22 protein-coding genes are annotated in these 17,518 nt (G+C 51.1%); 19 read left to right on the forward strand and 3 right to left on the reverse strand.

The genetic code is table 11. From position 1 onward, the window contains the following. The first annotated feature begins 1 nt into the window (after position 1). The 11 genes from NUS69_RS01990 to NUS69_RS02040 all read left to right on the forward strand — a co-directional run bounded on the left by NUS69_RS01990 (position 2) and on the right by NUS69_RS02040 (position 9,608). On the forward strand, positions 2-379 hold the full coding sequence (locus tag NUS69_RS01990; protein ID WP_188202183.1) for a DUF302 domain-containing protein: 378 nt from the start codon (positions 2-4) through the stop codon (positions 377-379). A 94-nt stretch (positions 380-473) separates the two neighbouring features. Then, a complete protein-coding gene (locus tag NUS69_RS01995; protein ID WP_258084196.1) occupies positions 474-680 on the forward strand; it encodes a heavy-metal-associated domain-containing protein in 207 nt (68 codons plus the stop codon). Further along, positions 681-917, forward strand: a complete 237-nt coding sequence (locus NUS69_RS02000; RefSeq protein WP_258084197.1) for a YHS domain-containing protein — start codon at positions 681-683, stop codon at positions 915-917. 111 nt (positions 918-1,028) lie between these two features. Beyond that, entirely contained in the window at positions 1,029-1,958 is a 930-nt protein-coding gene (locus NUS69_RS02005; RefSeq protein WP_258084198.1) for a DMT family transporter, read from the forward strand. 24 nt (positions 1,959-1,982) lie between these two features. Then, positions 1,983-2,960: an alpha/beta hydrolase family esterase gene (locus NUS69_RS02010; RefSeq protein ID WP_258084199.1), complete on the forward strand. Its 978-nt coding sequence runs from the start codon at positions 1,983-1,985 to the stop codon at positions 2,958-2,960. Positions 2,961-3,032: 72 nt separating this feature from the next. Next, on the forward strand, positions 3,033-3,509 hold the full coding sequence (locus NUS69_RS02015; RefSeq protein WP_258084200.1) for a hypothetical protein: 477 nt from the start codon (positions 3,033-3,035) through the stop codon (positions 3,507-3,509). Then, a complete protein-coding gene (locus tag NUS69_RS02020; protein WP_258084201.1) occupies positions 3,448-4,584 on the forward strand; it encodes an SLC13 family permease in 1,137 nt (378 codons plus the stop codon). The genes NUS69_RS02015 and NUS69_RS02020 overlap by 62 nt, the downstream gene beginning before the upstream one ends. A 74-nt stretch (positions 4,585-4,658) precedes the next feature. Further along, on the forward strand, positions 4,659-5,015 hold the full coding sequence (locus NUS69_RS02025) for an ArsR/SmtB family transcription factor (RefSeq protein WP_258084202.1): 357 nt from the start codon (positions 4,659-4,661) through the stop codon (positions 5,013-5,015). Next, complete coding sequence (locus NUS69_RS02030) at positions 5,015-7,102, forward strand: heavy metal translocating P-type ATPase (RefSeq protein ID WP_258084203.1); 2,088 nt, start codon at positions 5,015-5,017, stop codon at positions 7,100-7,102. The genes NUS69_RS02025 and NUS69_RS02030 overlap by 1 nt, the downstream gene beginning before the upstream one ends. Before the next feature lie 91 nt (positions 7,103-7,193). Beyond that, positions 7,194-9,194: a ferrous iron transport protein B gene (gene feoB, locus NUS69_RS02035; RefSeq protein WP_258084204.1), complete on the forward strand. Its 2,001-nt coding sequence runs from the start codon at positions 7,194-7,196 to the stop codon at positions 9,192-9,194. 222 nt (positions 9,195-9,416) lie between these two features. Further along, positions 9,417-9,608, forward strand: a complete 192-nt coding sequence (locus NUS69_RS02040) for a FeoA family protein (protein WP_258084205.1) — start codon at positions 9,417-9,419, stop codon at positions 9,606-9,608. A gap of 94 nt (positions 9,609-9,702) precedes the next feature. Here the strand turns inward: NUS69_RS02040 and NUS69_RS02045 are convergent, their stop codons facing one another. Then, positions 9,703-10,011, reverse strand: coding sequence for a hypothetical protein (locus NUS69_RS02045; RefSeq protein ID WP_258084206.1), 309 nt, complete (start codon positions 10,009-10,011; stop codon positions 9,703-9,705). A gap of 135 nt (positions 10,012-10,146) precedes the next feature. Here NUS69_RS02045 and NUS69_RS02050 point away from each other — a divergent pair, with 135 nt between their 5' ends. The 4 genes from NUS69_RS02050 (at position 10,147) to NUS69_RS02060 (ending at position 12,849) form a co-directional block, all read left to right on the forward strand. Next, positions 10,147-10,485, forward strand: a complete 339-nt coding sequence (locus NUS69_RS02050) for a helix-turn-helix domain-containing protein (protein WP_258084207.1) — start codon at positions 10,147-10,149, stop codon at positions 10,483-10,485. A gap of 138 nt (positions 10,486-10,623) precedes the next feature. Beyond that, a complete protein-coding gene (locus tag NUS69_RS11725; RefSeq protein WP_308686515.1) occupies positions 10,624-11,172 on the forward strand; it encodes an arsenic resistance protein in 549 nt (182 codons plus the stop codon). Between the two features lie 51 nt (positions 11,173-11,223). Next, a complete protein-coding gene (locus NUS69_RS11730; RefSeq protein WP_308686516.1) occupies positions 11,224-11,604 on the forward strand; it encodes a hypothetical protein in 381 nt (126 codons plus the stop codon). 780 nt (positions 11,605-12,384) lie between these two features. After that, the gene (locus tag NUS69_RS02060; protein WP_258084208.1) at positions 12,385-12,849 is read left to right on the forward strand and encodes a hypothetical protein; all 465 of its coding nucleotides are present in this window, start codon (positions 12,385-12,387) and stop codon (positions 12,847-12,849) included. Between the two features lie 5 nt (positions 12,850-12,854). Here the strand turns inward: NUS69_RS02060 and NUS69_RS02065 are convergent, their stop codons facing one another. Together NUS69_RS02065 and NUS69_RS02070 are read right to left on the reverse strand one after the other, a co-directional pair. Further along, positions 12,855-14,243: a hypothetical protein gene (locus tag NUS69_RS02065; RefSeq protein WP_258084209.1), complete on the reverse strand. Its 1,389-nt coding sequence runs from the start codon at positions 14,241-14,243 to the stop codon at positions 12,855-12,857. A 138-nt stretch (positions 14,244-14,381) separates the two neighbouring features. Continuing rightward, positions 14,382-14,933, reverse strand: coding sequence for a GNAT family N-acetyltransferase (locus NUS69_RS02070; RefSeq protein ID WP_258084883.1), 552 nt, complete (start codon positions 14,931-14,933; stop codon positions 14,382-14,384). 98 nt (positions 14,934-15,031) lie between these two features. On the opposite strand from NUS69_RS02070, the gene NUS69_RS02075 reads away from it, so the two are divergent. From NUS69_RS02075 to NUS69_RS02090, 4 genes are all read left to right on the forward strand, one after another. Further along, positions 15,032-15,163, forward strand: a complete 132-nt coding sequence (locus tag NUS69_RS02075) for a hypothetical protein (protein WP_258084210.1) — start codon at positions 15,032-15,034, stop codon at positions 15,161-15,163. Between the two features lie 297 nt (positions 15,164-15,460). Continuing rightward, a complete protein-coding gene (locus NUS69_RS02080) occupies positions 15,461-16,345 on the forward strand; it encodes a hypothetical protein (RefSeq protein WP_258084211.1) in 885 nt (294 codons plus the stop codon). After that, positions 16,326-16,712, forward strand: a complete 387-nt coding sequence (locus tag NUS69_RS02085; RefSeq protein ID WP_258084212.1) for a hypothetical protein — start codon at positions 16,326-16,328, stop codon at positions 16,710-16,712. The genes NUS69_RS02080 and NUS69_RS02085 overlap by 20 nt, the downstream gene beginning before the upstream one ends. Before the next feature lie 245 nt (positions 16,713-16,957). Further along, entirely contained in the window at positions 16,958-17,518 is a 561-nt protein-coding gene (locus NUS69_RS02090) for a DUF302 domain-containing protein (RefSeq protein WP_258084213.1), read from the forward strand.

Here is a 17,518-nt window from a genome sequence, read left to right on the forward strand (position 1 = left end):
CATGGAGTTCTACTACGTCAGGCGTTTTGACGAGGATCTCGACTTCCTCTGGGAGCGCTTCAAGAAAAAGCTGGAGGAAGCGGGCTTTCTGCTCATCGGTGAGCGTATTCCGGTGGCTATAACCGAGACGGAAAACGGAATAATAGCCGACTACCACCTTCTCTTCATCTGCCACAGCGAGCTCGTTGAGGAGCTGGTAAAGATAGACCCCAACATAGGTGCCCTGCTCCCGTGCACCGGCTTCGGCTACAGGACTGAGGAGGGCAATTACCTCGGCGTTACCCTGCCGAGCGTCGCCTGGAAGATCGCAGGAGAGAAGGTTGTCGAGCTGATGAGGCCCATGGAGGAGCAGGTGAAGGCCATCATAGACTCCCTTTAATTTTCACTTTTGTTTATACGTTCGGTTTCCGGTTTCCATTCTGGCAACGATAAGCCCCATAAGCTTTCCCCCTTAGCTTCTATCGGTGATGCAAATGACCGAAGTCGTGTTAAAGATACCGAACATGAGCTGCAAGCACTGTGTTATGAGAATAACCAAGGCGATAGAGAGCGTTGGAGCAAAGGGCGAAGTCAGCCTTGAGGAAAAGAAGGCCGTTGTCCAGTTCGACCCCGGAAAGGTCCGCCTGGAGGAGATAATCAAGGCCATAGAAAGGTACGGCTACGAAGTGGAGGTGGCCTGAATGCCGATTGACCCGGTCTGCGGAATGGAGGTAAGTGAGGACACCGGACTTAAAGTCGAGTACGGCGGGAAGGTCTACTACTTCTGCTCCCCTGGATGCAAGGCGGAGTTCGAGGCAAACCCGGAGAAATACATCGGAATGGGGGGTATGAAAGACCATCACCACTCCCACGGGGGCCACGGCCACTCACATCACGGGCACCACATGGGGCACCGTAGAGGCGGCTGCCACCACTGACGTCTTTCATTTTGACTCCGTGTGAATGACTGGCTTTTTGTGTGATTCGGTGTTACCCCCTTTCTTTTCGTGCGAACAACCTTTATAAGGCATACTTTTGGAGTATCCGACATGACACACCACTACGGCTATGTTGCGGCCATAACAGCGGCGCTCCTCTTTGGAATAAGCTCCACTTTAAACAAACTTGCCCTCAGAGACGTTGCCCCACTGGTTGTTGCCGGAAGTATATACCTCACCGCCGGAGTGGTGCTGATGTTTATCCGCTACACCCGCTTTGGAAGGAAACTCCTCAGCAGGCTTGAATTCAAAGTTAAACCCCAGGATTCTTTCTCGATGCGTGATGTAGTCGTTTTGGTTTTAGTTATACTGTTCGGTTCATTCTTGGCGCCTCTTTTGTTCATGTCTGGCCTCGACCTAACCACCGCGGTAAATGCCTCTCTCCTGCTCAACACGGAGACCCTGTTTACTGTGTTGATAGCCCTTATTGTCTTTAAGGAACGGGCATCAAAAATGAGCATGGCGGGCATTTTGCTGATACTCCTTGGAGCTGTGGTGGTATCGACTGAGAACCTAGGAAGTATCGAGCTGAGCAGAGGAATTGTGGGAAACATCATGATAATCCTTGCCGGCCTCTGCTGGGCTCTCGACAACAACCTGAGCAGGTTTTTGAGTCTAAAGCGTGACCTGCTTCTCGTGACGTCTCTTAAAGCCCTGATCGGTGGGAGTGCCCTCCTCTCGCTTTCCGCGCTCCTTGGAGTTTCCCTCAATATTCCAGCCAAAAGCCTGCCCTACATCCTAACGGTCGGCTCGCTCAGCATCGGATTTTCCCTCGTCCTCTACCTCTTCGCGCTCAGGGAAATTGGCGCCATGAGAACCGGGGCGATTTTCTCCACATCGACTTTGATAGGGGCGTTCGTCGCGTTTTTGGTTCTGGGTGAGAGCTTCACCCCAACGAAGGCATTCTTCGGAGTTCTCATGCTCTTCGGCGTCTACCTGCTCTCCGCTGAATCTCCCACAGAAGGCTCTTATACCCGCTGATATTAGACATGTTGAGGAATATCAATGATAGGAACGAAGGGAAGGATTCTCGCCCTCATAGTGCTGGCGGCCCTTCTTGCCGGCTCCCTTGCGTATCTGCGAATCCGGAAAACGGAGCGCATGTATCCCGGTGATCTCAGGGGGGAGATAGTCGTTGGAGGACTGGAGAGGACCTACATAGTCCATTTTCCTCCGAACTTTTCGAAGGACGAGCACCTGCCCCTTCTGATAGCCCTCCACGGCGGCGGTGAGACGGGGTTTGACATGGAGCGCCTTACAGGGGGCGGCCTCAACACCCTGGCCGAGAGGGAACGCTTCATCGTGGTCTATCCTGACGGCGTAGAGAGGCACTGGAACGACGGCCGCAACCTATCGCGCTACCGGGCTCAAAGGGAGAACATAGACGACGTTGCGTTCATATCGGCGCTCATCGACCTGTTTGTGAGGGAATACGGCGTGAACGGGAGCCGGGTTTACGTCACCGGAATGTCGAACGGCGGGCTGATGGCCTACAGGCTGGCCTGCGAGATTCCCGAGAGGCTGGCGGCGGTGGCGGTCGTCGGTGTTTCCATGTCGGAGAACCTGTACGGCAACTATTCCTCCAAGTTTCCCCTTCTCATCCTGATAATCCTTGGAACGGACGACCCGTTGGTTCCGTGGAACGGCGGCGAGCTCCACTTCGGGCCGATTAAGTTTGGGCGGGTAGTTTCCATCGAGAATACCGTTGAGTACTGGGCGGCCAGGAACGACTGCACCGTAAGGCGGGGGAGAGAATACCTTCCGGACGCCGATCCTGAGGACGGAACACGGGTTTGGATTGAAAGGTACTCGAACTGCAGCGATGGGGCTGAGGTCGTCCTATATGGCATCGAAGGCGGTGGCCATACGTGGCCGGGCGGCTATCAGTACCTCCCTCAGGGTATTATTGGAAAGACGAGCAGGGACATAGACGCCAACGAGGTCATCTGGGAGTTCCTCAGTTCCCATTCGAGAAGCGGTTGAGTTCCCAAAAGGTTATACGGCCTTGTTCTACATTCTTAGTGTACAGGCGTGCTTCGCCGAGGAGGTCTTGCCATGCCACCCCTTCCACCGCCGATAAGGGGGAAATCCGACGCCTGGAAGGAACTCGCCCCGGAAACGGCTGAAAAGGCCATAGAGACCGTAAAAAACACCCTGCCTTTCCTTACCGCGGGAACGCCAATAGTCCACCGCGCACCCCATGGAGCCCACGTTGATGTGCCCGTGATGTATCTGGGCTTCGCAATAGACAGGTTTCACTACAACCCCGAAACTGGAAATCCCCTGCCCAAGGGACTGCCCGGAGCGTACTCTGGTGAAATCGATCCGGCTGAAGTAAAGGATAAAGCTGGGGAAATCCTCGGAGAGCTCCGCGTTCTTGGAGCTGCAGAGTTTCGCGAGCCGGAGAACTGCTGGGTCGTTCCGGTGGCGTGGAGAAGTTTCATAGTCCTCCACGTCCGCGTCTCTGCGGATGGAAAGGAGCTCGTTCCAGATTACGCCCTTACAGAGGAGGTTAGGAGACACGGCATCTGAGAGGCTGAAAAGCTTCGCAAGGCGTGAGTGGTTCCTTACGGCCCTAATAGTCCTTTACTTAGTCCTGCTTATCAACGACCGCACCCTGCTCATTAGAACTTCCTCCCTTGTCGACTGGGAAAGCCTGGCCTTGATAACGTCCCTCGTACTGGTCTCAAAGGGTCTTGAGCTGTCCGGAGCCTTCACCCGACTGTCCATTAGACTGATATCACTCTCCGAAGGCTCCGAGCGGAAACTGATGCTTCTCCTTGTCCTCACCATAGCCCTCTCCTCCGCAGTGATAATGAATGACACTGCAATGCTGGTCTTCATTCCATTGGTCGTCATTACCGCCCGGCTCTCCGGGATAAACACCGCCCGTGCAGTTACGCTATCGGCCATAGCGGCCAACATCGGTTCCGCACTGACGCCGATCGGCAACCCTCAGAACATCATAATCTGGAATGCCTACGGACTTTCCTTCGTGGGGTTCGTGACCTCAATGCTCCCCTTCGTCCTCCTCTGGCTCGTTATCCTCCTGCTCTTTACCCGAACCATACAGAGAAAACGGCTTTCCGCGGGGGGACTGCCTCCTCTGGCCATCAGAAAGAGACTCCTCATTTCCTCGGCCTTTCTGCTGGTGGTTGACGTCGCATTGGCGGAAACCGGGAATTCGCTCTGGACGCTCCCCCTGACGCTGGCCGTTCTTCTCGCCCTCGGGAGGGAGGCTCTGCTCGGCTTTGACTGGGCGCTGATTCTGACCTTCGCCTTCATTTTTGCTGACTTCGGAGAGGTCGCACGTTTGATCTCTGGGTACTCAGTCCCCTCGGAGGGATTGGCGCTGTTCCTCGCCTCTGCCGGCTTGAGCCAGCTCATCAGCAATGTTCCAGCGACTGTGGTTTTCCTCGGCTCAAAACCGGAGTGGCTTCCCCTTGCACTCGGTGTGAACCTCGGGGGCACCGGGATAATAACCGGCTCCCTCGCGAACCTCATAGCCCTCCGCATCTCGGGGATTGGTATAAGGGACTTTCACAGGTATTCGATTCCGTATTTTCTGGCCGCATTGGGGATTTCGGTTTTGGTACTCCTGCTCTGATTTTTCGGCCGGTTTCGAAATGGCAAAGTTTATAAAACATTTGCACAACTGCTCAAATGTAGAGGTGTGGAAAAATGACTGAAGTGTGTAAGGTGTACGAGGAACACCTGGATAAAATCCTGGAGGCCCAGGCAAAGCTACCGGAGGATGAGGCCGTGTTGGAAGTAGCGGACTTTTTCGATGCCCTCGGGAATCCCACGAGACTTAAGATCCTGCTCGCGCTAATGGAAGCCGGAGAGCTCTGCACCTGCGACCTTTCGGCGATAACCAAGCTCTCCGTCTCGGCAATATCGCACCAGCTCAGGATTCTCAAGGACAGGAAGATCGTAACTTACCGCAAGGACGGCAAGAACGTGTTCTACCGTCTCGACGACGAGCACATCAGGGAGATTCTGAGGATAGCGCTTGATCACCTTTCGGAGGTGAAGTAATGCCGACCAAACTCAAGCTTGAAGGACTCGACTGCGCAAGCTGTGCATACGAGATAGAGGAGGCCCTGAAGAAAGAGGGCTTTGAGTTTGCGCTGGTCAACTTTGCCACCAAGGAGGCCATCGTAGAGGGTGACGTTGAGAAGGCCAAGGAGATCATCAAGAAGGTCGAGCCGGACGTTGAGGTCATAGAGGCTGACGAGCACGGTCATGAGCACGACCACAGACACGGCCATGACCACGGAGGGGGGAACTTCAGAAAAACAGTGTACCAGATCGGGGGTTCCCTGGCCCTGTTTGCAATAGGAATAGTAATGCGCTACTACTATGGCATAGACGACGCTTTTGTCTTCGGCATCTTCCTTGCCAGCTACCTCATATCCGGCTGGAGGGTTTTAAGGAGCGCCGTCGTCAACTCCATCCACGGCAACGTCTTTGACGAGAACTTCCTCATCGCGATAGCCACCATAGGCGCCTTCCTAATCAGGGAGTACCCGGAAGGAGTGGCTGTAATGCTCTTCTACGTCGTGGGAGAGTTCTTCCAGGACCTGGCCGTGGACAGGTCAAGGCGCTCCATAAGGGCACTGCTTGCTCTCAAGGCAGAGTATGCGAACCTGCTTAGAGGCGGGGAAATCATCAAAGTAAAGCCAGAGGAGCTGAAGGTCGGGGACGTTATCATCATCAAGCCCGGTGAGAGGGTCCCCGTCGACGGAGTCGTGATCGAGGGTGAATCAACCGTCGACACCTCCGCTTTAACGGGGGAGAGCGTTCCCAGGACAGTGAAGGAAGGTGAGGAAATCCTATCGGGTATGGTCAACCTATCGGGCGTCCTCAAAGTTCAGGTGACCAAGGAGCTCAGTGAGTCCACGATATCAAGGATTCTGGAGCTCGTCGAGAACGCAAGTGCGAGAAAAGCCAAGACCGAGAAGTTCATAACGCGCTTTGCCCACTACTATACGCCAGCCGTCGTCGGCATAGCGGGGCTCATAGCCATAGTTCCGCCGCTTATCACCGGAGACCCATTCACCCCGTGGATCTACAGGGCGCTGGTGGTGCTTGTCATCTCGTGCCCGTGTGCGCTTGTCCTGTCCATCCCGCTCGGCTACTTTGGAGGGATAGGTAGATCCGCCAGAGAGGGCATACTCGTCAAGGGCTCCAACTACCTCGATGCCCTTAAGGAGGCAACGGTGGTGGCCTTTGACAAGACCGGAACGCTGACCAAGGGGGTCTTCAAGGTCACCAAAGTGGAAACGAGGAACGGCTTCAGCGAGGAAGAAATCATCAGGTTCGCGGCCTTAGCAGAGGCCCACTCGAACCACCCGATTGCCAAGGCGATACGTGAAGCTTACGGTGAGGAAATCAACGAGGCGGAGATAGTCGAGTACGAGGAAATAGCCGGCCACGGTGTCAGGGCGAAGATAGACGGTGTCGAGGTCATGGTAGGAAACGACAGGCTCCTCCACAGGTTCAATGTCGAGCACGACACGTGCAGGGTTAAGGGGACGGTTGCCCACGTCGTCATCAACGGGAAGTACGCCGGCTACATAATAATCTCGGACGAGATAAAGGATGACGCCCCGCTCGCTGTGAAGGAGCTGAAGCGCCTCGGGATCAAGAAGGTCGTCATGGTCACTGGGGACAACAGAGAGGTTGCCGAGGAGATAGCGAGGCAGATAGGTCTCGACGGCTTCTATGCTGAACTGTTGCCGGAGGACAAGGTAAAGGTAATAGAGGAGCTTGAGAAAGAAGCGAGGGGGAAGGTCGTCTTCGTCGGCGACGGCATAAATGACGCCCCAGTCTTGGCCAGGGCGGACGTTGGCGTTGCGATGGGTGCTTTGGGCAGCGATGCGGCAATAGAGACTGCAGATGTCGTTATAATGGACGACAAGCCGTCCAAGCTGCCGAGGGGCATCAGGATAGCCAGGAAGACGCAGAGGATAGTGTGGCAGAACATAATCTTTGCCCTAGCGGTTAAACTGTCCTTCATAGGCCTCGGAATCCTCGGAGAGGCGACGATGTGGGAGGCGGTCTTCGCGGACGTCGGCGTCGCCCTCATAGCGGTCTTCAACGCGATGAGGATTCTGAGGTGATCTTACATTATTTTTATTTAGCATATCCTGGTAGAGTACCCCACTGGCCATGAATTAGGCTCGTCTAAAAAATAACGGGAGGGTGAATGAGTTGAGGTTCCACTTATTAATTGGGAAGGGTGGTAAGAAGGGCCAAAAAGAAACCTCTGGATCGTCGTGCTCATGTCACGGGGACGTTAGGGAGGACATCAGCCGGCTTCCGACTATTGCCTTGGTTGGCAACCCTAACGTGGGAAAGAGCGTCTTATTCAATGCACTGACGGGCAAGTACGTAACGGTCTCAAATTACCCTGGAACTACCGTCGATATATCCACTGGGCGGACGACCATAGAGGGAAAGGAGTTCGGTGTGATAGACACTCCTGGGATGTATTCCCTTCTGCTGCCAATAACTGAAGAGGAAGAGATTTCAAGAAAAATACTGCTGGAGGCGCGGCCAGACATAGTGGTTCACGTTGTTGATGCCAAGAACCTTGAGAGGATGCTTCCGCTTACACTCCAGCTGATGGAGGCCGAGCTGAACGTTATCCTGGTGCTCAACCTGATGGACGAGGCAAAGAGGTACGGGGTCTCAATAGATATCGAGAAACTCTCAAGGATACTTGGAATACCGGTAATAGGCACGGTGGCAGTGGAGGGGAAAAACATTGACAAACTCAAAAAAGCGATAGTTAATTACCAGAAAGCTGGGCCGAGGATCACCATTCTTCAGGATGATGACATTGAAGCTGGAATATCGGAGATTATGGCAATCTATGGGTGCAGCAGGGCGGAGGCTATACTCGCACTAATATCTCCCAACAAGTTTGCAAAAATGCCAGTGGCCATGGATGTTGCCGGAAGGCTGTCGTCAAAATATAAAACCCCCATCGAGTACAGGATAGTCTCAAGGTACTACAAAACGGCGGAGGAAATAGCGAGGGGTGTTATCAAAAAAGAGGAAGTCAAAGGAGCTACTTTTGGTGAGAAGCTCAGCGCCCTTACAATGAATCCCATAACTGGCCTCCCAGTATTCTTGGTAGTGCTTTATGGGTTTTATCTCTTCGTTGGGGTCTTTGGTGCCCAGATGCTGGTGGACTTTATCGAAGGAACGATCTTTGAGCAGCATATAAATCCATATGTGAATAGCCTCTTTGAGGCACTGATACCCTGGCTGGTTATCCAGGACCTCTTCGTTCACGAATACGGGATAATCACCCTTGGAATAAGGTATGCAGTTGCGATCATCCTCCCAATAGTTGGAACGTTCTTCCTGGCCTTTTCGATACTCGAAGACAGCGGCTACCTTCCCAGACTGGCAATGCTCGTGGACAGGGTATTCAAGAAGATAGGTCTAAATGGAAGGGCAGTGATCCCGATAGTACTTGGATTTGGCTGTGATACAATGGCGACAATTGTAACGAGAACCCTCGAAACACGCAGAGAGAGGACAATAGCAACGTTCCTTCTGGCCCTGGCCATCCCGTGCTCCGCCCAGCTCGGGGTTATCTTGGCCCTGCTGTCTGGCAATCCAAGGGCGCTTGCACTCTGGATACTTGTTGACGCAATGATCCTGCTACTGATCGGCTGGCTGGCGGCAAAAATAATGCCTGGGGAAAAGCCGCAGTTCTTCATAGAAATTCCTCCTCTGAGGGTTCCCAAGCTATCAAACGTACTCGTAAAGACATGGGCGCGCATGGAATGGTATTTCAAAGAAGTTCTGCCCATATTTGTACTGGCCAGCGTGATGATATGGCTCGGGAGGATCACTGGACTGTTCGACGCCGTGGTAAACCTGATAAGTTATCCGGTGACGTGGATAGGTCTGCCAAAGGAGACCTCTGTCGCGTTCCTCTTTGGATTCTTCAGGAGGGACTACGGTGCGGCCGGACTCTACGACCTGGCTGATGCCGGTGTGCTCTCGGGGGTACCCTTACTTGTCTCTGCAGTGGTTCTGACGCTCTTTGTCCCGTGCATTGCACAGTTTTCCGTCATGTGGAAGGAGAGGGGGCCGAAGATGGCGCTGTCTGTACTGGTCTTCAACGTAACATTTGCCTTCACCGTCGGGGCAGTGCTGGCGGCAATATTGAACGCACTGGGGGTGATCCTGTGAAGTGCCCCCTCTGCGGTTTTGAATTTAACGAGAACGACGCATCCAAGGCCTGTAGGGGATGCCCCCTTGCCAAGGCATGTAGTCTGGTTAAGTGTCCGAACTGTGGGTATGAGTTTCCTTCCGAACCGAGAACCCTCAATGCCATGAAAAATATGTGGGGGTGGATTTATGAGAGGATCAGGGTTAAAGAATAGCATCCCATTAACGCGGGCAAGAGCAAAGATGCTGGAAATAGTACACGTTGCCCAGGAGGACATAAGAACACTGCAAAAGCTGATGGCAGTGGGAATTCTCCCCGGAAGAAAAGTTGAGGTTGTCCACAGGTATCCCTCCTATGTAGTGAGGGTCGGCAATACAACCGTTGCCCTCGGAGAGGAAATAGCCGAAAAGATATATGTGAACGAGCAGTTTTAGCCAAACTCTTTAAATTTTTAAATCTCAATGGTATAAGGATATCCCATAAATAAAAATTGCAATAAGAGGGTTAAAAATTAAAAGACGCCGGTGGTCAGGCTTCTTTCTGACGGTCTTCCAGAGGTTGTCCCTTGGGGTTATCTTTTCCGCCGGATTCTCCCCCCATAAAGGGGAACATCGGGCCGCATCCGTGGTACCATCTCCAAAATGTCCTCCTCCAAGCCATCTCCATCATTTCCCTCATCTTCTCCATCATTCCCTCGTATTCCTGCTCCGCTGGATAGTATTCAGGGCCCATGCATCCGGCCATCCAGGGCATTGGAACATCTTCCATACCGCGGTAGTTCTGTGCCTCCATCTTGGTGTGCCAAAATCTCCTTATCCTCCATCTGCACCCCATCATTTACACCACCTCCAATTGTCTTCAAACCATAATATTATAGTTTTATTTATAAATTTTTTGGTAATATTGGCATTGAACGTCCCAGTATCCGGTAAAATTATAAAGGTATAGGTGTAGCATATTTGGGTGAACAGGATGGGACGATGGATGCGGTGCATGGGGAGAGACCCTGAGAACCTGATGACGTTTGTAATGTCATTAAGGCCACTGTTAACTGAGCCGAAAAAGAGCATAATAAGAAGCCTCGCAGAGGGAGAGAAGGGAACGAACGAGATACATTCAGAACTCCGAGCCAGGGGGCTTAACATGCCCCGCTCGACTCTATACTACCATCTGTCCTCCCTTCAGGATGCTGGGATAATTGAGATGGCAGGATATAGGGAGAAAGGTGGGGGGGCACCCGAAAAGGTGTGGAGGCTTAAAGTGAGGAAGATATGTATAGACATCGTCACGGGAGAGGTTTCCAGGGAGTAACCTTCGGCCAGGTCTTGTCTCTTCTCACTTATTGGAATCTCGGCCATTTAACTCCTGTCAGGGAGTGGATCGGAGCATTGGTCATTCTACCCTCTAGGCTCCTTGGCTGCTTGGAGGTGGTCTTTAGGAATCCCTCAGATGCTCTCAAAGTTCACGGTTGCTAACGTCAACATTCCAATAGCCATCCTCATCCGGGCAATGATATGTCCCATGATGGTCAAGGTTGATTTCTCAGCAATAAAAAGGGTTCACCGGGGGCAGATGCTCAAGGGTCTCATTGTTACCTGGACGACCAACTGGTTGATAAAGTCCTTCACGATGTTCCTGATAAGTTCCTTCTTTCTCGTGTCGCTGTTTTCAGCGAAGCTCGGGTTGATAGAGCCCTCCCTTGCCAAGGAGTACGTGGCAGGAGCAATTCTCCTCGGAGCGGCACCATGTACGGCAATGGTGTTTGTATGGAGCTACCTCGCCGACGGGGATTCGCTCTACACACTCGTGCAGGTAGCCACGAACGATATGATAATCCTCTTCGCCTTCGCCCAGATAGTGGGCTTTCTCATGGGACTGAATCGTGTGCCGGTTCCCTATGATACTCTCCTCCTATCAGTGGTGCTCTTCGTCGTGATACCTTTGACAGCGGGTTACATCTCAAGGAGGCATATTCTTAGAACAAAAGGCTCTGAGTAGTTTGAGCGAAATTTCCTTCCAAAACTCAGCACGGTCTCTATAACGGGACTTTTGCTGACGCTGGCGCTCCTCTTCTCCTTCCAGGGCAGCATAATCCTTGAGAATCCCCTCCACATAGCCCTCATAGCAATACCGCTGACGATACAGACCTACCTGATATTTGCAATAGCCTACGGCTGGTCGTGGCTCTGGAAGCTTCCCCACAAGGTAGTGGCTCCTGCTTCGTTCATCGGTGCGAGCAACTTCTTTGAGCTGGCGGTGGCTTTCGCCATTGCCCTCTTCGGTCTCGAAAGCGGTGCCGCACTCGCCACGGTCGTGAGGGTTCTCGAAGAGGTGCCCATAATGCTCAGCCTCGTATGGATTGCCAACAGGACAAGGCACCTCTTTACCGCCAAATTTGAAGCCGAAGGAATAACCCCCGCAGGGGAATGAGTCTTCCCCTACAATTTTTAATTTGAAAATAGTGGAATGGCTTCTTGCTGAGTTCTTCACGCAGACGAAAAGGATAAACTTTCTATCCACTTCCAGCCACCTGAGGAGATGTACTCCAAGAATTTATAAATGTCTCCCCCATGAAAGCGATATTGTATGTAAAGGCTCATATTCGCCCGATGTATGGGGGCTGACACATGATATCTTATTAAGCCAGAGTGAGCTGTTTTTACCCCATTATTATCTATTTATCTTGTCAAGTTTTTATCATGTTTTTGTGCAAAATGTTTTTATACTATTATGTGCATATTAAATTTTGTAATGTTTACAGTGAGCTACTCTGAAGTGGCCTTTGACGTTGTTGAGCATGTTGATTTCTACTGTAAAAGAAATTTGGGGGTTCTGTATGTATAAAAAAGCAACTTTGGGAGTTGCGATTTTTCTTTTTTATTGCCCCTTGTTATACCACAAACTTATGCCACCGAAGCCCTCTGTGGTCCCAACCCGGTTCTTGCCCCCACCGAATACTGCACATTCCACCCGTTCATCAAAGCCGGGAAAGACGATGCAATAATAATGCTCTCCTGGGATGCACTTGGCCCGGGAATGCAGGGGGTGCCCACCCCAAGCATGGTCGGGGAGTACTACTTCTAACTTCAAGGACGGGAAGCTCTACTACCTCGGAAACACCACTGGGCAGAGGAGCTTTTTTATACGTTCCACGAAGGCCTCTGGTATCTGAGCGACGGGAGGGCCGTAGACCCAGAAGGGCCGTGCATATTGAAGAACACCACCCCTCCCGAGGAAATTAGAAAAAAGCTGTGCCCCTGCGGCAACGTCTCGATAGAGTCCCCCTCGTACCCGGTTAATATAAACGGTTCAAGCCTCTACATCTCGAATGGGGCAGTGTCATACACGATTGAGGTTCCCGACGATGTGGTAGTCACTGCCTCCAGCAATGTGACCCTGCGGGCGGTCTTTTTAAGGAAAGGCGTTCTGATATACACCAAACCCAAGAATCCCTTCGTCCCCTTTGAGTGGGGGAACCTCACGGTGCTCTACTACGACGGGGGCTCCCTCCGGAGGCTAAATTTCACGGAGGCCCTGAGGAGAGAACTGCCGGCCTGTCCCCCCATCGGGCGGATACAGAGGAAGTCTTTGGAGTTCTACGGGGTGCCCCTTGTGGGGATAGTTTTGGTGCTCGTGATGGTGTACTGGAAAACAAAAAGGAGTGGAAGGAGATAACTCATTTACTTATCAGCAGTTCCTCCATTTATAGATGTTGGACACACGTTCCCAAAACATGGGGGTGTAGGATCACTTCCATCGTCTATGGTTGTGAAATACATGGCTAGCTCAACGTTGTTATTTGCGAGTTCAATGTCCCTTTTTAGTATGGTTGCATAGTACAGCTGGTTTGGAGGGGCGTTCATAACCCTGACCCCATAGGTTACTACGGATTGAGACGTTTTTGAATAGCTGAAGGATATAGAAAGTGCACCGACACCGGGTAGCTTACTCCACAGCCAGCTGGCGGCAGAACCGCCTAAGGGAACGGAATAAAATTTGTAGTTAGAACTACTCTGGAACTCGAAAACTATGTTATCGTATGTCCCGTAACTGGTAGTTTTGAAAACTTTTACCTTTGACCCTGTGCTGGAGGTGGGGAAGTGTGTGCTTATGAGGTAGTCCGTGAGGAGTTTATCCCTGTTTAAATTCTGCTCTTTTGCTTCATGGAAGCCACTCATCATGACTTCAACTGGATATACTCCCGATATTGGAATACTAACATACTGCTTTTTCCATTTGTCGTATACAGGAATATTGTATATTACAACCACGTACTTCAGCGGAAGGTTGAGGTACCTATCAAGATAACCGTTTTCTGTTCGTACATCGGGTTCGGGTGCGTAGCTGACCTTTAGAGTTGAACCGGAGTACGAGGAACCAAAATCAATAACGGGAATCCCATCAACGCTGAAGCTCCACATAGCCCGTGTTGAAGTGGTCAGTTGTATTCCCCACGATGCTCCAATCCTGCCGATCTCCTTGCTGCCCTCCGTTCGAACTTTAAGTCCCATAAACGGGACCCACTCAACGAAGGTTCGAGACTCTGAATAGTATGAATCCTTCAGATATTCCCAGTTTTCAATGATGCAATATCTGGCGTTCAGTTCTTCGTATCCCCACGGACAGGAAGATGTTCCCAGCAACGAGCGGATCCTGTACTTTATCCTCGAAGTTAGAGGAAGATTGAGAACAGGTTGCTTTGAGGGTTGGGCAACGTCTTCAATTGGAAACATCCCATCGAGAACAAGTTTCCTGCCCGGGACGATGCTCTTGATGCCAATTTTACCATCCTTTGTGAAGTACACGATTATTGGAGTTGGAGTGGAGTGTAAGTTCTGGATTTTCGAATTCTCCCATCTCCTGCTCTCACTCCTAAATGTGAGAACTCCCCCAACGTGTCCCTGTTTCAAAAGCTTAACATCACCGTCCGTGGAGGGCTGGAATATAAACGCTTTGGCGCTCCCTTGAATGTATACTCTCTCAACACTCAGAAACTCAGAAGCGGCGGTTCCAAGGGTTGCGGTTGCTATAATTGTCAATAACAATATTGCTACAACTTTTGCCTTCACACCGTCACCCCCTGGAAATTCGTCATTTTAGATGAACCTTTTATTATATATAAAAATTACTGTCTTAGAAAGTTAATATGCTGCCACATTTAGTCCAAAATGCCTTGTTGTAATGCTCTAGACTATTGTGTTCATTGACTATTCGCTGTCGGTGGGTGCCTTTGCCATCCTGTAGAACTCGTAAGTCTTCCCCTCAAGCTCGATGGAATGTTTCCTCTCAACGGAGTAGCCGAGCCTTCTGTAAAAAGCAATTGCCTCTTCGTTTCCCTGCTCGACATCGAGGACTATCCTCTCCGCGCCGCATTTCAAAGCCAGTCTCTCTGCCTCCAACATCAATGCCTTCCCAATTCCCTTTCCCCTGAAGTCTGGATAAACGGCTATATTGCTGACGTAGTAGTCTCCATTTTCCAGTCTCCCTGAGCCACGAGTTGCCCTTATGAACGCGGGGAGGCGCTTTAGGAAGTCATGGCCGAGGACTTTTAGCATCAGCCAGCCCGTTCTTTTCTCCTCCCTCTCTTTAGCCTTCCAGTCATAGCTCAACAGCATTCCGGCTACCTGATCGCCGTAAACCGCAAAAATGACGTGCTCGTGGCTGAAGAGGTTGGCTTTTTCAATGAAGAGCCTCTCGAAGACCTTCCGGAATTTCGGCCCGAGGAGTGCCGGAAAGTACTCCGGCGCGGATATCTTCATGAGCCTCACGAAGTGCTCGGCCTCGGTTTTCTTCCCTTCTAGTCATAGATAATTTTTATGAGTGATTTTCATATAATCGTTTTGGGAGCGGTGCACCTATGGCGACCGAAATGAAGGTGCTTAAAAGGCTCATTTCAACGCTATCCCTGGGCTACATCCTCTTCTTCTACTCGGAGACGATGTTCTGGGCGAGGTGGAGGCCGGGAGTACCTTCTCGGGACTCGTCATGACGTGGCTTGTCTATTCGGCTCTGGCCTTCTTCGTGCTCCTCATGGGAACTGATTCAGGGTGGGAGGCGTTTACTCGGTTTTCCTCGTTGGGGCGGTCTTCGGCTGGTCGTTGATAACCCCATCAGGTTAGCGAGTTTTGGGTTCTCTTTTACTCAACTTGTTTTCGTCAAGTGGAATCGCTTTGAGGTGGTTGAAGTCTTTTTTCATTTCTTTGTTGTAAATTACTATTAAGGAGAAAAACTTTTGAGGACTTGGATTTTATGTCCATTGAAAACTCCTGGAGGTGAACCTCTTGAAGTGGCGTCCGTTGATGGCAGTCCTTATTGGACTGCTCCTGCTTGGAGTGACGACTGGAAGTGCGATGGCAATGCAATTTCAAATGACAACTCGGTCCCAATAACTCCCCAGAACTTCGGGGATAAAGATCAGCTGAGCATATACTTCTCAAAATACGATTCGTACGTCTACGGTGGCAGAATCTGGTTGGCATTCGTCTGGAGCTGGAGGGGATATACAGAAGCGGGTGATGGTACCAAAGATCCAATAAGGATCTTGATACCTTGGATAATTGAGTATAAGGATGGTACAACTGAGCGCATATTTAAAAGTGATCCTTGGGTTTACGTGAAAGTCAACGAGTTTTACTACAACCCAAAGACAGACGTTGGAATAAAACGCGCAGAATGGCTGGAGAAGTGGGTAGACTTTAGATTCCCTGACGGTCACGTAGAAAAAGTTAAGATTCACTACAAAGTCATTAGGGTTGATGTAGATGACGACATTGGATACGGAATAGTCTACGTGGGAGTACAGCCCAATGGCAAGTGGCTTGATCAGAGTTTTAATATGCCAATAATCTATCTCCACACTTGGAACCAATGGGGGTTAATATCCGCGGGATTAACAATAACTTTCAATATAATCTTCCCACAGCCCAGTGGAAGAGCTGGGGCAGTTGCTGTGGGATTGTTAAGCTTGGCAGCTAGTGAACTTTTCAAGGACTTCCTTGAAAGTCGTGGATGGGGTATCGGCTCGTGGAGAGAACCTAAAACCGCCAATCCCGTAGTAAAGCTCTCTTACAGTGCATATCCTTATAAACACTACTATCCACCGTTTCCACCGTGTAAGAACGGAGTCTGTCCGACCTCATGGGGTGGTAATAATGAGGCTTTACGGAACTGAAATCCCCACTATTTTATTTTTACGCTGGTGGATTGCCGAGCTGGCCCTGGCACTACTTGGTGGGTACTTTGGAAGTGATGGGTTTTATCCTGAGGCCCTTCTTGTCACGGGTTTTTACTGGCTGGGCTTCCCGGCCCTGATGTGGCTCATGTGCTCCGCCTACAGGGATTCGGAGTACTGCTCGCTGGAAGACAGGCTGTGGTTCGTGTTCTCCGCCGTTGTTCCTGCCTCCAACATCTTCGTGTGGGTTTTCGGGTTTTATCCGTACTCCACCGCTGTAATCTCGCTCCTCTGGACGCTCCTGCTGTTCAAGGTTGGGCTGGCATTGGGGGCTAAAGAAACGCTCGGACTGAATCGGGGTGAATAAAAATTGCCGACCTCCTCAGGATCTTTAGGACCGGGCTTTCAAGAGAACATGTAAAACAACAAAATCACATAACGTCAGCATCTCAACCATCGGCCTCGGTCTGTTTCTGAAAGCGGTTTATAAGGGACTTAAAGGATCACCTTAATTTTGTTAATTTTTGTCCTCCTACATTTCCATCTTGTGAAGGACAAGCCTCTTATCTCCTCCAGTAGAGTAAGCACTGACAAAAGAAAAGGTGATTCAAGATGAAAGGTGAAATGAATGAAATGGAGAAAGGCGGAATGAAGAGCCACGAAAAGATGGAAGGCATGAAGGGAATGAATGGCAAAGGGAAAATGAAAGGAGGCTGTAAAGGCCACGGCAAGGGAATGAAGGGCATGGGAAAGGGCCACCACGGAATGCACGGAATGGAGGAACCCAAGAAGGAGTACGCCTATGTCAGAGAGGTTGAAACCGGTTTCGATGAGACTGTGGCGAAGGTCAAGGAGGAGCTGAAGAAGGAGGGCTTCGGGGTTCTCAGCGAGATAAGGGTTGACAGCCTCTTCAAGGAGAAGCTCAACCTTGACATGGAGCCCTATGTCATACTCGGTGCCTGCAACCCGAACTACTCGAGTCGGCTCATCGGAATAGACATCAACAGCGGTACCTTCCTGCCCTGCAATATCGTGGTGTACGTGAAGGAAGGGAAGACCTACGTGAGCCTGCTGCTCCCGACGGTCGCAATGAGCGTAACCGGGAACGACGAGCTGCTTGAGGTCGCGGCGAAGGTCGAGGATATACTGAAGGGCGTCGTTGACAGGGTTTGA

Source organism: Thermococcus thermotolerans (genome assembly GCF_024707485.1).
GTDB lineage: Archaea > Methanobacteriota_B > Thermococci > Thermococcales > Thermococcaceae > Thermococcus > Thermococcus thermotolerans.